This is a genomic window from Mucilaginibacter sp. BGA-UO-ETr-C110 (assembly GCF_059567985.1).
In genome coordinates, this window is the sequence record NZ_JCAQPB010000002.1 from 3951289 (window position 1) to 3967100 (window position 15812).

8 protein-coding genes are annotated in these 15812 nt (G+C 41.3%); 4 read left to right on the plus strand and 4 right to left on the minus strand.

From position 1 onward, the window contains the following. The first annotated feature begins 1 nt into the window (after position 1). Positions 2–295 carry a hypothetical protein gene (locus AC57BQ_RS17025; protein ID WP_496407427.1) on the plus strand — a complete coding sequence of 98 codons (294 nt, stop codon included), beginning with the start codon at positions 2–4 and terminating at the stop codon, positions 293–295. A gap of 277 nt (positions 296–572) precedes the next feature. On the opposite strand, the gene AC57BQ_RS17030 is transcribed toward AC57BQ_RS17025, so the two are convergent. Continuing rightward, positions 573–2072, minus strand: coding sequence for a glycoside hydrolase family 130 protein (locus tag AC57BQ_RS17030; RefSeq protein ID WP_496407428.1), 1500 nt, complete (start codon positions 2070–2072; stop codon positions 573–575). A gap of 188 nt (positions 2073–2260) precedes the next feature. On the opposite strand from AC57BQ_RS17030, the gene AC57BQ_RS17035 reads away from it, so the two are divergent. After that, positions 2261–2938 carry a response regulator transcription factor gene (locus AC57BQ_RS17035; protein ID WP_090467532.1) on the plus strand — a complete coding sequence of 226 codons (678 nt, stop codon included), beginning with the start codon at positions 2261–2263 and terminating at the stop codon, positions 2936–2938. 95 nt (positions 2939–3033) lie between these two features. Continuing rightward, a complete protein-coding gene (locus AC57BQ_RS17040) occupies positions 3034–4356 on the plus strand; it encodes a sensor histidine kinase (protein WP_496407429.1) in 1323 nt (440 codons plus the stop codon). A gap of 97 nt (positions 4357–4453) precedes the next feature. On the opposite strand, the gene AC57BQ_RS17045 is transcribed toward AC57BQ_RS17040, so the two are convergent. The 3 genes from AC57BQ_RS17045 to dnaE form a co-directional block, all read right to left on the minus strand. After that, on the minus strand, positions 4454–5374 hold the full coding sequence (locus AC57BQ_RS17045; protein ID WP_090467742.1) for a DUF58 domain-containing protein: 921 nt from the start codon (positions 5372–5374) through the stop codon (positions 4454–4456). 110 nt (positions 5375–5484) lie between these two features. Beyond that, on the minus strand, positions 5485–5805 hold the full coding sequence (gene trxA, locus AC57BQ_RS17050; protein ID WP_090467536.1) for a thioredoxin: 321 nt from the start codon (positions 5803–5805) through the stop codon (positions 5485–5487). Positions 5806–6801: 996 nt separating this feature from the next. Next, positions 6802–10386, minus strand: coding sequence for a DNA polymerase III subunit alpha (gene dnaE / locus AC57BQ_RS17055; RefSeq protein ID WP_496407430.1), 3585 nt, complete (start codon positions 10384–10386; stop codon positions 6802–6804). Between the two features lie 233 nt (positions 10387–10619). On the opposite strand from dnaE, the gene AC57BQ_RS17060 reads away from it, so the two are divergent. Continuing rightward, positions 10620–15812 (plus strand): translocation/assembly module TamB domain-containing protein, encoded by a 5193-nt coding sequence (locus AC57BQ_RS17060; protein ID WP_496407431.1) that lies wholly within the window; start codon positions 10620–10622, stop codon positions 15810–15812.

Below are 15812 nucleotides of genomic sequence, written 5' to 3' on the forward strand. Positions count from 1 at the left end.
AATGCTGAAAAACAATTTGCCCAAAGTTGCCGAATTTAAGCTGGAAGATAAGTTCCGCATTACAGGAAGGGGTATGGTGCTTACCGGTCAAATTATTTCCGGAACTATTTCAGCCGGTAATTCCGTGTGCATTAAATATGGTAATGACCTTATCGCGGCTAAAATACAGAGTGTAGAAATTGGACACAGCAATACACCACCCACTCATTTTATTGGTTTATTAATGGAACCAGAAAATGACCATTTAGAACTCACATTTGAAAAACTAATTGGAGAAAATCTGCCGATAATTTAGTATATTTACAATACATCAACAGCCCGGTTTTTCTGATCAAAAAGGAAAAATCGGGCTGTTTGGTTAAGGGAAAAACAGCTCTAAAACCAACCATTTTACACTTAGTTATTTGACAATCAACTACTTAATACTTTTTAAAGTTTCAAAAACTGCTCAAAACCGTGTTAAAATTTGTTAAAAAGTGTTAAAATGAGGGTTTTTCGAGCAGTTTTTGAGTGATTTTCATCCAATTTCGGCCCGAAAAGTGTTAAAATAAGAGGTTTAAAAAGTTTTTTGGTTAAGCTTTGTGTTTCCTGGTTTTTGCTTTATGCTCCGCCGCGTCTTCTTTTAATTTTTTCAAAAGTTCGTCCAGGCAAACTTCGGCAAAGGCGGTTGATGAGTCCGACACGCCATATGGAATAATGAGCTTGTCGTTATGCACAATGGCTCCGCAAGAGTACAGCACATTGGGTACATATCCTTCGCGCTCGTCGCTGTTAGGGATCAGCAGGGGCTCTTTCAGACGTCCAATTTCAATGGTGGGGTCGTCCAGCTTTAAAAGGCTCGCACCAAGCACATAACGCCGCATAGGACCTACACCATGGGTGATCATGATCCAGCCTTCCTCGGTTTCAATCGGCGATCCGCAATTACCGATCTGGATGAACTCCCAGGTAAATTTAGGCTGTTGGAGCAACACTGGTTTTTCCCAGATGTTGATCTTGTCGGAATACATGATATAGTTATTGCAGCCATCAATACGCGATATCATCGCAAACTTGCCATTCACCTTACGGGGAAAAAGGGCCAGGTTCTTATTTTGGGCACCTGCTCCGTAAAGCGGCATTATTTTAAAATTGTAAAAATCAGTGGTTTGCAGCAACTTGGGCATAATCAGCGAACCATCATAGGCCGTATAGGTGGCATAGTATACGTAGCTGCCATCTTCATTGAAAAACTTTACAAAACGGGCATCTTCGATACCCTTGCGTTCATACTCAGATATCGGGAATATGACCCTGTCGGATATATCGGTATCCAGCGAAAATACGATCTCATAGTAAGAATCGGCCAGCCAGAGAACCTTATCGTACTCCAGCCGCTTCATATCGCTTTCCTGCAGCTTCTGCGAATCGAGAATGATACGGCGCAGGTTGGCATATTCAAAATGATGATCGAGCTTTGATTCCAGCTCACTGATCACATCAATGCTGATCTGGGTAATGGCCGCCTTTTCAAAGAACAGTTTTTTATTATAAACCGCGTTCCTTACAATTTCGGCCTCATCAATATAGCTACCTGAGGGTTGAATGGTAATGTTATTCTGTTTATCGATCAATGCCCTTCTGAAAGTGATAGAGGAGATATGTCCCTCACCCACTGCCCTGAAGCTGATGATCACCCGTTTCTGACCATCCTCCAACTCGGTTTGATCAGGATCCTCTACAATTGACGGGTTAAAGAACGCCGCTGACTCAATGGAATATTCATGCGTAAAATAGGAGCCTATCAGTAGTTTACGGTAAACCGTAAGCGTGTCAAAATCAATATTCAACTCGTTAAATAATGGCTTTAGCTTACTGCAATGGCGGTTTAATACCCGGGTAATGTTACGGTGCCGTTTGGAATACTCCTGCAACAATGGCGAAATGATGCCAAAGGCTTCTTCTTCGCTGATGTCCATTACGCGTTCTATCACTTCTTTAGCACGGTCGTTCCCATTAAAAAAGAATCTTGCTATAACGCGTTTGGGATCAGGATTAACTCTTATGGGTTTGCGTTCGATGGAAAGTCTCATATAGAAGGTAGTATTTATTCTTTAACAGCATTAACGACAAATTGATTTGGGTAATTTATATAAAGAATCAAGTGCCAAGATACTTTTTATATGCTGCATCATGTGAAGTATATTTTAGTGTAACGGTTTTTATCCCGACTCTTGTATCTTGGCACTTGATTCTTATATCTTTTGTAAATTGCAGGCGTATGAATGTATTAATTGTTGAAGACGAAAAGGGCCTGGCCCTTGAAGTAGATGAGTTTTTAAGTCATGAAGGTTTTACGGTTGAACACGCGCGTACCAAAAAATCGGCAGAGGAAAAGATATTTGTAAACAACTATGACTTTATATTGCTTGACCTTGGTTTGCCTGACGGTGACGGCTTTGGCCTGTTAAAGATGCTAAAAGGCCTTGAAAAACGCGAGGATGCCGTTATTATACTCACCGCGCGCGGAGCTGTTGATGACCGTGTAATGGGCCTGGAACAAGGTGCCGACGATTATCTGGCTAAACCCTTTTCATTAAGCGAGCTTTTGGCACGTATGCACGCCATAACACGCCGAAAACACCGTTTGGAAAGTAATGATATTAATATCAAAGGGCTGCGCGTTAATATCCAGAACCGTACGGTAATGTATAATGATGAGCGTATTAATCTGACAAAAAAAGAGTTTGAAATATTTAATTACCTGGTATTGAATAAAAACCGGGTAATATCCCGCACCAACTTAACCGAGCATGTTTGGGGTGATGTACTGGAGATCAATTCCGACTCCAACTTTGTGGATGTGCATGTTAAAAACCTCCGTAAAAAACTATCTCAATATATACCTATTGATTGGTTTGAAACCGTAAGGAGTATTGGTTACCGCATTAATATTTGATAGATATGCAGATAAAGCATTTCAAATGTACAGATGAAAACAACAATCTAATAATTCAAACGTTGCAAATTCACTAATTCAATAATTATCCAAGGATGAAACTTCAGGTAAAGCTGGCTTTGTATAATACACTAACCAAAGTGGCCATCATTTTATTTACCGGCCTGCTTATCCTGTTATCCATTGAAAAAATATCTTATAACCATATTGAGGTACGTTTAGAGAATAAAAAAGAGGAGACTTTAAGGAGCCTTGAATCCCGCGAAATCAATCACTCTTTAAGCACTCAACAGGTTTACACCGATAACAATATACTCAATGAGGAATTCATCAACATTACGCCCGCTAAGTATGACCCAAATGTATCAAAAGGAGTAAAATTCACAACAGAGGCCCGTAATCTGGATAAGAACTTTCAAACCTATCGTATCCTATCTCATAATTTTAATTTTAACGGGCACACTTACCTGCTTCAAATAGGCGAAACGATTGAATCTGTTGAAGAGCTAAAGTCGATCATCAAAAAGTTTACTTTATTGGTATTGTTTATCGCTCTGGCACTTACGCTTATCAGCGACCTGGTATTCACCAAATTTTTGCTTGCCCCTTTTTATAAGATCATTGACCGCAAGCTGATCAAAGTGAATGATCCCATGAACTTTGACTACGAAAAAATTAAAACCACCACGCAGGATTTTGAGCTGCTGGATGACAGTATAAGTTCGTTGATGAAAAAGATATCAAACCTTTTTATACTGGAAAAACAATTCATCGCCAATGTATCGCATGAATTGCTTACACCGATATCCATCATCAGCTCAAGACTTGAAAATATATTGCTGCATGAGGATTTAAGTGAAGGCAGTGAAAATAAGATGCATGCTTCGCTAAAAACGCTCAACCGTCTAAAATCTATCATCAACAGCTTATTGCTCATATCAAAGGTAGAAAACAACCAGTTTAACAAAGGAGATATGGTGATGATAGCTGGGGTTATTAAAGAAATACACGAAGAATTGGAAGATCGTATAGAGGAGAAACACCTCACGTTTACCAATCACCTCAAATACATTTTTTCTATACAAGGTAACCGCCCCTTAATGCATACCTTGCTGTTCAACATCATCAACAACTCCATCAAGTACAACAACCCTAAAGGCAGCATTACTATTAGTGATGACCTTACGGATGATATTTACGCCATTACCATTACCGACACCGGCGCGGGCATGGAGCAAAAGCAAATAGATAACGCCTTTAACCGTTTTGAGAAATTTGATACCGACGAAAAAGAAAGTTATGGTTTAGGCCTGGCTATAGTGAAAAGTATCACCGCCTTTCATAATATTAAGGTTAAAATAAGCTCTGTAAAAAATGAGGGAACCGCCGTAAAGCTGATATTTGATCACGCGGCTTAACTTCACTAAATCTTCATTCAAACTTTATTACTTTGAGGAGTTTTAGTAAGTGTTACCCCTATTAAGAGGGCTATTTTTATTTAAGAATAGCCTTTTTTTATATCATCTTATTCCGCTTTACCAGGTAAGTTTTCAGTATGTTCTGGTAACCTTCCTGTATATCGGCATCAATCAAATCAATATGATATTGCGCGCATTTGAGCTCCAGTTCATGCCGGTATGCCGCTAAAGATTTTTTATAAGCATCGCGTATTTTACCTGGATGTACTTTTATCTCGGCCCCGCTTTCCATATCGATAAAATGGTGCGGCCTATTATCAAAATTAAAATCGAGTTCTTTTTGCTTATCGTGCACATTAAATATAACCACTTCGTGCTTATTGAACTTTAAATGCTGTATCGCAGCAAATAGCGACTGTAACTTTTCAGTATCGAGGTTATTTTCCAGCATATCGCTAAAAATGATCACCATCGAGCGCTGGTGGATCTCCTGGGCAATATGATGCAGTACATCGGTTATATTGGTTACCGTATTTACCCGCGGACTGTTATACATTTTTTCGAGCTCGGCATACAAATGAAATAAATGTGTGCTGGTTGATTTCGCTGCACTCAGCCAATCGATCTTATCCGAAAAGAGGCATAAGCCAAAAGCATCGCGCTGCTTTTTAAACAGATACATTAATGAGGCGGTGGCATAAACAGAAAACTGTAGTTTATTCAATCCCTTTTCGGGGAAATTCATGGACGATGAGGTGTCCAGCAATAAATAACAGCGCAGGTTGGTTTCTTCCTCAAACTGCTTTACAAATAGTTTTTCAGTTCGGGCCAGTAACTTCCAGTCGATATTTTTTACCGATTCACCATTATTGTACAAGCGGTGCTCTGCAAACTCTACAGAAAATCCGTGGAAGGGGCTTTGGTGCAAACCGGTTATAAACCCTTCTACTACCTGGCGGGCCAGTAGCTCCAGGTTGGCCAGTTGCCTTATTTGCTGATCATCATTTAACCGGGACATAGGGCTAATATAGGGTATAAAAAAAGCGTCACCAAATAAGGTAACGCTTTTTAAAGTAATTTAAATATGGTGGATTAAGCTATTTTGCAAACTTAATTTTGCCTTGTTGATTAAGCTAATTGCTTAGCTAATTTATCGGTTAATACTGATTTTGGAACAGCACCAATTTGTTTGTCCACAATTTCACCGTTTTTAAAGAATAATAAAGCAGGGATATTACGGATTCCATATTTCACTGATATTCCAGGATTGTTGTCAACATCAACTTTACCAACAACAGCTTTGCCTTCGTATTCTTTTGCGATGTCTTCAACAACCGGACCTACCATTCTACAAGGACCACACCATTCTGCCCAAAAGTCAATAAGTACGGGTTTGTCTGATTTCAGCACAAGTTCCTCAAAGTTCGCATCAGTTATTTCTAAAGCCATGATTTCTATTTTTTAAATTTTTGTATTACAAATATATACTATTCAAATAGCTTGCCACAACTGTGACCTGACAATGTGACAATTATATTAATATAAATTTAAACATCCACCATGCCTGGCCACTAGTAAAGTTTTGAAAACATTTCGGAAAAAGTCTAAAAAAGTGGGTTTACATGGTTTACACTTTTCATGGTTTACATTATTTTATTTATTTGAAAATCAGATAATTAAATTAATTTTCTTTCTCAATAACGGTTTACAGTGTAAACCATAAATGCAAGGTATTCTACGTGATTGAACAGCTCTTTTTTTTTATTTTTGACCATTTGAATAATAAAGTCAAAAATTATAAAAATCAAATAATATAAAAAGTGTCCCCATACTACAAAATTTGGCTATAGGTTACTTTTAAGTATTACTTGTATTAATGGTATCAATCCTCAATTCAGCACAATGTTGGTTTTATTAATAATAATAGCGGCTCCCATTGCTCAGATCATACTTTCAACTTTAAGGGTTAAAGGGCACATCGCTTTACCTATAGGAGCCATCATGGCCCTGACATTTTTTTTGGGGATAATTTTATCAGTTAGTTTAACGGTCGTTATTCCTCCTTACATTACACCATCAGGATTAAGATGTGGAACTGGGCCGGTTGTCGTTGCTATGGCAAGTATTTTTATTCAACTTGTGGCATCACCCGTTATCGGTATCATAAGCTACTTAATATACCGTTTCAAACAAAAGGCAATACTATTTAAGAGCTGATGAAAAAATTCACAGACCCTTTAGTCGTAACTCAGACAAATAATCCCTTAATTCAACACCGGCTGTATATTTAGCCTGTGGTCGGTGTTATCACCGTACCACCCAACGCGCCTCTCCGTTTATAAAGTACTGCATAATAATAGTGGTACGGTGATAACACCGACCACGGGCTAAGAGCCGATGAAAAAATTCACAGACCCTTTAGTCGTAACTCAGACAAATAATCCCTTAATTCAACACTGGTTGTATATTGGTTAAATTAAAAATATCAGCCATCAGGTCGTCGCTGGGGTTTACTTTGAATAATTTGGAGGCGAGTTCCACCTGTAGAGCTTCTTCCCTATCTTTGATCAAAAAGCGTAGTTTACAGTTTTGCACAGGGTATTTTTCGTTGTTTACCATGATGGCTTGCTGAATATCATCAAGCAGTTTGGTGTTCAGGCTATGTACATCCAGGCATACGGTTAATGATTTGGTCATTTTATCGCGCATTTCTGACAACAGGCTCATCACCTGTATACGCAGATCCCAGTTATCCTTTTGCCTGAATTTTTCTTCGATGTTACCTTTAATATGCAGGAAATAACCATCCATCATCAGGTTACGGAATTTCACATAGTCTTCGCCAAACATGGCAAACTCGTATGATTCATTGTAATCTTCCAGCACAAAAGTGCCAAATGGCTTACCCGTCTTGGTCATTTTATGCTGCACGTTTGATACCAATCCGCCTATTCTGATCTCCCCGCGTTTGCGGAGTTCGTTAAATGCGCCCATGATATCATCACCACCCTCACCCGAGCGGGCTTTTTGCATCAGTTTAAGGTCGCTGATGGTACTGTTACAGAACCTATCCAATTCTACCTTATAATTATCAAGCGGGTGCCCGGTTAAGTAGATACCGATCACCGTTTTTTCATATTTCAGTTTCTCTATCAGCGGCCATTCTTCCACATCGGGCATGGCAGGCTCAGGTACATAAGAAGCTACCGAACCGCCAAATAATGATGATTGCGAACTACTTTGTACATTCTGATAATCATTGGCATATTTGATCAGGCGTTCCACACCGGTTAATACACCCAGCTCAGTCTTGGCAAAAAACTGTGCCCTTTTTGTGCCAAACTCGTCAAAGGCACCGCCGTAAACCAGGTTCTCATATGATTTACGATTAACACTGCGGGTATTGGAACGGCGGGCGAAATCATATAAAGAAACATACGGGCCATTAGCATCACGTTCTTCAATAATACTTTCAACGGCCTTATCACCTACACCTTTTACCCCGGTCAAGCCAAAACGTACCTGCGCCTTTTTATTTACCGCGAATGACATGTCCGACTCATTGATATCCGGACCTAAAACTTCCACCCCCATCCTGCGGCATTCTTCCATGAAAAAGGTGATCTTTTCCATGTTATTCTGGTTATTTAAAACCGCGGCCATGTATTCAGATGGATAATGAGCTTTCAGAAAAGCGGTTTGATACGCCACAAAAGCGTAACACGTTGAGTGCGATTTATTGAAAGCGTATTGTGCAAAGGCCTTCCAGTCGTTCCATATTTTAGTTAGTTTATCTTTGGGGTGTCCTTTGGCTGTGGCCCCATCCATAAACTGGGCTTCCATTTTATTCAACACCTCAATTTGCTTTTTACCCATCGCTTTACGCAAAACGTCGGCATCGCCTTTACTAAAGCCCGCTAACTTCTGCGATAGGAGCATCACCTGTTCCTGGTATACGGTGATACCATAGGTTTCACCCAGGTACTCCTCCATATCCGGGAGGTCAAATACAATAGGTTCCTGCCCGTGTTTACGTTTAATAAAGTTGGGTATGTACTCTATCGGGCCCGGGCGATACAGGGCGTTCATGGCAATCAGATCCTCAAACTTATCGGGTTTCAGATCGCGGAGGTACATTTGCATACCATCACTTTCAAACTGGAACGTTCCGTTAGTATCGCCGCGCTGATAAAGCTCATAAGTTTTTTGATCATCAAGCGCTATGTAATCAATATCAATGTGCACACCATGATTTTGTTTGATCAACCTCAAAGCATCCTTCAGAATGGTTAGGGTTTTCAAGCCCAAAAAGTCCATCTTGATAACGCCGGCATCTTCAATTACACGACCATCATACTGGGTAACCAACAGATCGGAGTCTTTAGCAACGGCAACCGGCACAATATCGGTCAAGTCATAAGGGGCGATAATGATACCCGCCGCGTGTACACCTGTATTACGAACAGAACCTTCCAGTTTCTCGGCCTCACGCAATACTTGTCCGCGCAGGTCGTTTCCCTTCACAATTTCCTTTAATTCGGGTACCTGTTCAATAGCCTCTTTAAGGGTTATCCCTAAAGTATCGGGTACCAGCTTCTTAATGGCGTTCATTTCGGCCAGCGGCATATCCAATACCCGGCCCACGTCCTGTATACTGGTACGGGCAGCCATAGAACCATAGGTAATGATTTGTGCTACCTGGTTCTTGCCATATTTCTCCACCACATAGTCGATCACCTTTTGGCGACCGGCATCATCAAAGTCGGTATCAATATCGGGCATCGACTTACGATCCGGGTTCAGGAACCTCTCGAACAGGAGATTATACTTCATCGGATCGATATTGGTGATCCCCGTACAGTAAGCCACCACCGATCCCGCGGCCGAACCACGGCCCGGGCCTATAAATACCCCGATATCACGACCATGCCTTATAAAGTCGGCTACAATTAAAAAGTAACCGGCAAAACCCATGGTACGTATCGTGAACAATTCAAAGTTGATCCGTTCTTCAGTTTCGGGCGAAATATCTATATAGCGCTCTTTAGCGCCTGTAAATGTTAAATGTTTTAAATATTCCCATTGGTTAAGCGTATCGGCATCCGGCGTGTTGTGGATCTTAAACTCCTCCGGGATAACGAAATTGGGAAGCAGGATATCGCGCTTTAGTTTTAATACCTCTACCTTATCAACAATCTCATTGGTATTATCCAATGATTCAGGGACATCAGAGAACAGCTTGCCCATTTCTGCCTGCGTTTTAAAATAAAACTGGTCATTCGGAAAACCGAAACGGTAACCACGGCCACCTTCTTCATCGGTAGCTATGGGTGTGCTTTGCATATCCCCGGTGTTTACACAAAGCAAAATATCATGCGCGTTGGAATCCTGCTGATCCACATAGTGTGAATCATTGGAGCATATCACCTTTACATTATACTTTTTAGCATAGGTAAGCAACACATTATTAATAGTGGTTTGCTCCGGAATTTCGTGGCGTTGCAGTTCGATATAAAAATCTTCGCCAAAAAGGTCAAGCCACCATCTGAATTCCTCTTCAGCCTTTTCAGGTGTTTCCCGTAATATAGCCTGGGGAACCGATGCACCAATACAACAGGTGGTAGCGATGAGGCCTTTATGGTATTTTAATATCAACTCCTTATCAATACGCGGCCATTTGCTGTACAAGCCTTCCATATAGCCTAAGGAGCATAGCTTTACCAGGTTTTTGTAACCTTCAGGGTTTTTAGCCAGCATCAGCTGATGGCGGCGTACGTCTTTTTTCTCCTTGGTGAATTGCTTTTTATGCCTGTCTTCAACCACATAAAACTCGCAGCCCACTATAGGTTTTACGTTATGCTTGCCGGCTTCGGCCACAAACTTAAACACACCAAACATGTTACCATGATCGGTTATGGCTAATGCTTTCATACCATCAGCTGCAGCCTTTTTATATAGTTTTCCTATATCGGCGGCACCGTCAAGTAATGAGAACTGGGTATGTACGTGTAAATGAGAAAAATCTGGCATAGTGAATCCTTTTCAGCAAAATCCTGTAGAAATACAAAGTTATCAATAAAACAACTTTGCCGCATCATGTGTTGAAAAACTAAGCCCTAATAATTTTTTTATCTATGGGTTGAGGTACTTGGTTATTATGCTGATGAAGCTGTAACTTAAACCGGATTAATCAAATAGCCATTTATAGTATGCTGTTTGAGTTTTAACATTGAACAATCATCGCCCTTGAAAAATTTATACAGTTGAAAAAAATTGGACGAATAGCCCTAAAAACCATACTCTGGATAATTGCAAGTATCCTTTTCCTGGTGCTGCTTGTAGTTGTTCTGATACAGGTTCCTGCCGTGCAGAATTTCGCCAAGGATAAAGCGGTGAATTTTCTGCAGGGGAAAATCCATACTAAAGTACAAATAGGGCACATCAGCCTGGGCCTGCCTAAACTACTGGTGTTAGAGAATGTTTATTTTGAAGACCAGAAAAAAGACACCCTGATTGCCGGCGAAAAATTAAAGGTAGATATCAGCCTTTTTAAATTACTTGATAATAAGGTGGAGATCAATGAGATCAATCTGCAGGGCATCACCACCAATGTAAGCCGTGGGGCCGATAGTGTTTTTAACTTCGATTATATTATCAAGGCTTTTGTAGGCGAGCAAAAAAAGGAGGTAAAACCCGAAGACACCACCTCGACCATGAAGTTCTCGCTGGATAAGATCATTCTTGACCGCATCAATATCAAGTATAAAGATAAGATCACGGGTAACGATGTTAAATTCCTGCTTGGGCATTTTGATACCCGGATCAAAGACTTTGATATGGATAAAATGAAATTTACCATACCTAAGATTACGCTATCAGGTGTTAACGCGCGTATCATCCAAACACCAACCGGCCCTCCTCCGGTTGATACCGCCACCACACCGCTGAATATGGATCTGAATTTGGGTGTTATTGATATATCAAAAATAAAGGTAGACTACCAGAGCAGCGAAATGACCGCCAATGTGGATCTGAACAAGCTTTTGGTTGATATGGATAAGATCGACCTTAAAAAACAAAAGGTAGGCATTAAAAGTATTGAGCTGAATGATACCAAAGCAGCATTAAGCCTGGCTAAACCCAAAACTGTACAGAAAGCTATTGTAAAAGCAGTTAAAAAGTTGGACACCCTGGTATCATCGCCACAAACATCAAAATGGGCGGTTACTTTGGGTAAAGTAAATTTCAGCAATGATAATATCAAGTTTGATAACGAGGCGCAAAAGGCCATACCCAAAGGGCTTGATTTTGGGCACATGGATATCCGAAACCTCAACGCCGGCGCCGAGAATATCTCCTATAACCCGGATACCATTTCAGGCAAGATCAATTCATTTTCTTTTAGTGAAAAAAGCGGACTAAAGATCAATAAGTTCCACACCGCATTCTTTTACGGGCCAACCAACGCCTATATGAATGACCTTTTGTTGGAAACGCCGCAAACGGTTCTTCAAAAATCGGTTCAAGTGCGTTATCCATCCATTGATGCTATTACCAAAAACATCGGTGCGCTGGGCATCAACGCTAATTTAGATGGCAGCCGTTTAGGTTTAAAAGATGTGTTGCTGCTGATGCCGACGATGGCTACTATGGAACCTTTTAAAAGTTCGCCGGGTACAGTTTTCAAAATAAACGGCAAGGTTAAAGGCCAGGTGAATAATCTGGATATCCCCAGCCTGGAAATAAGCGGATTAGGCATTACCCATATTAAGGCCTCAGCCAAAATGAAGGGCCTGCCCGATGTGAATAAGGCCTATTTTGATGTTAACATAGTCGATTTTACGACCAGCAGCACAGATATCGCCAAATTAGCACCGGCAGGCAGTATCCCCCCTAATGTAAGCATACCCGAAAAAATGAACCTGAAAGGTACATTTAAAGGCGGCATGACCAACTTTGATACTAAAATGGCCCTACGCTCCAGTTATGGCGCGGTTGACCTGGTTGCGGCCATGAAAAATGGTGAACATAAAGGCAAGGAAATTTATACGGCCAAAATCAAGGCCAATGATCTGAATGTTGGCGCTTTAACCAAACGACCACAAATGGTTGGCAAAATAACGATGGATGCCAACCTAAAAGGTGTAAGCCTCGATCCTAAAAAAGCCAGCATACAGTTTAATGGTAACCTGGTCAAAGCCTATGTAAAGGGTTATACTTACCAAAACCTGGTACTGAAAGGCAGTTCTGAAAATGGTAATTATACCGCCGTTGCCCGCATGAAAGATCCTAACATTAATTTTAGCCTGGATGCCAAAGCTTATTTAAACCGCAAATACCCATCGGTTAACGGAACCTTACTGGTTGATAGCATTAATCTCCAAAAACTGAATTTTGTAAAGGATGATATGCGTTTTCATGGCAAAATGGTGGCCAACGTACCTACCGCCGATCCCGATTATCTGAACGCCGACATACTGGCAACCGATCTATTGGTGGTAAATAAAGGGCAGCGTATACAACTGGATACGGTAAGCCTTAAATCCACCGCTAATGCCGATAGCAGCACCCTGCGTTTAAAAACCCCTATTATGACAGCGCACATGGCCGGGAAGTACAAACTAACCCAAATAGCCGATGCCCTGCAGGATGTGATCAATAAATATTTCAATACCGCTATTGCTGGTGGGCAGCAGGTGGCGGAGAAAAGTCAAAAGTTAAAAGTTAAAAGTCAAAAAATAAAGACATCATTGCCGGTGGCTAAGCCAAAGTACTCGCCACAACAGTTTGTGTTTGATGCGCGCCTGGTAAAAACACCGTTGCTCACTCAATTTGCGCCTGATCTGAAACAGCTTGATCCTGTAGCGCTGAATGGTAGCTTTAACAGTGAGTCGGGCGAATTGGTGGTTAAAGGTTCTATACCAAAGGTTATTTACGGCACCAATACGGTTAACAATGTCAAGCTTGACATTAACACCAACAACAACGCGTTGAACTACAATTTGGCCGCCGATGAAATAAAAGTAGGCTCATCTTTAGACCTATTATATACCAGTATATCAGGCAAGGCACAGGACAACAAACTTAACATTAGCCTGGAGGTACGCGACGCTGCCAAAAAAGACCGATACCGCCTTGCCGGGATATTTAGCGTTTTGCCCAACCAATACCAATTTAGTTTTGCACAGGATGGCCTGCTGCTTGACTATTTACCCTGGGCCGTTAGTCCCGATAATTACCTGCAATATGGGCCTAAAGGAATACTGGCGCATAACTTTACCATTTCCAACACCAACCAAATACTTAGTGTAAACAGTAACCCGCAGGAGTTTAACGCGCCTATTACCGTTAACTTCAACAATTTCCGGATCGAAGCCCTCACTAAAATAGCCAAGCAAGATTCATTACTGGTTGGAGGAACAATCAATGGTAATGCCGAGATCAGTAATTTCCAGAAATCGCCTGTTTTTACTGCAGCCATTGATGTTAAGGATTTTAATTTCAAGGGCGATACGGTTGGTAATATAGCCGTTAAAGTAAATAATCAAACCGAGAACGCTTATGCAGCCAGCATGAGCATTACCGGAAAAGGTAACCAGGTTGATCTGAACGGCACTTACTATACCAGCCCCGAAAGCAAGTTTGATATGAACCTGAATATCGTAAACCTCAGCATGAAAAGCATTGAAGGCTTTAGCTTTGGAAGCTTACGTAATTCATCGGGCAATATAACCGGGCAGCTCAAAATAGCTGGTACTACCAGCGCACCGGCTGTGCGGGGCGATATTAACTTTAACAAGGTTGGCTTTAATGTAGCCATGCTCAATTCGTACTTCCGCATGCCGCAGGAAAGCATCACCTTTAACGATGAGGGCATCCGTTTTAATGATTTTACCTTAGTCGATTCTACCGATAACAAAGCCGTTATCAGCGGCAGCATCCTCACCAAAACATATACCGATTTTGCTTTTGGCCTGGATATCAATGCCCGAAACTTCAGGGCTATGAACTCTACCCAGGCCGATAACAAATTGTATTATGGCAAATTGTTCGTGGACACCCGGGTTAAAATAAGGGGAAATATGGACAAACCCATTGTAGATGCCAACCTGACAGTAAACGAAAAAACAGATATGACAATAGTGCTGCCCACTACCGATCCAAGCGTAGAAGACCGGAAAGGTGTAGTGGAATTTATTGATCAGAATGCCCCTAAATTAGATTCCATCCTACTGGCCAAACAGCTTGATTCCCTTAAAAAATCAAACTTAAAAGGACTGGATGTATCAGCAACTATCAATGTAAATAAAAACGCGGCCTTCACCATAGTAATAGATGAAAGCAACGGCGATGTGGTACACCTCAAAGGCGAGGCAAGCTTAAATGCAGCCATTGATCCAAGTGGTAAGATCAACCTGACCGGAACTTACGAGGTAAATTCCGGCTCCTATGAACTCTCCTATGCTACGGTAAAACGTAAGTTCAACTTTAAAAAAGGTAGTACCATTGTTTGGACTGGCGACCCAACCAGCGCTAATATCAACCTGACAGCTATTTATGTGGCCAATGTGCCCCCTATTGATCTGGTTGAAAATCAAAATACTGATAGCAACTCTGGTCTATACAAGCAAAAACTACCCTTCAACGTAAATCTGAGCCTTAAAAACCAACTACTTACTCCTGATATTAGCTTTGATATTGTACTGCCTGATAGCTCCTATAATGTATCAAACGATGTAATTACTAACGTCAATACGCGTTTGGCCCAGGTACGGCAGGATCCTAATGAAATGAACAAACAGGTACTGGGTGTATTGGTACTGGGACATTTTATAGGAGATAACCCACTGCAAAGCCAGGGAGCAGGCTTTTCTGCCGAGGGTTTAGTACGTAACAGTGTAAGTGGCCTACTCAGCGATCAGCTAAACAAACTGGCAGGCAACCTCATTGAAGGGGTTGATCTTAACTTCGGTTTAACTTCAGGCGAAGATTATTCCACAGGAACGGCCACCAACCGAACGGATTTGAACGTTGGCTTGTCCAAGCGTTTCCTGAACGACAGGCTTACCGTAACCGTGGGTAATAACTTTAACCTGGAAGGAAATCAGCAAGGCCAAAAGGCAGCCAATATAGCGGGCGACGTATCCGCGAATTACAAGCTGAGTAAGGATGGGCGCTATACGCTGCGTGCTTATCGTCGCGATGAGTTTATTGTGTTCCAGGGTCAGATCATTGAAACCGGTTTAGGGTTCACACTTACGGTTGATTATAATCGCTTCAAGGAAATATTCCGCAAGCGCACACAACAGGAACGCGAAATGCGCCGCAAATACCTGCAGCAGGAAAAAGACAAGAAAAAAGCGCAGGACGACGCCACTAATAAAGCCAATGACGCGGCAAAAGCTGAGGAACAAAAAGAGCAGGAGAAGAAACAACAAACACCCACCTCAAATTAA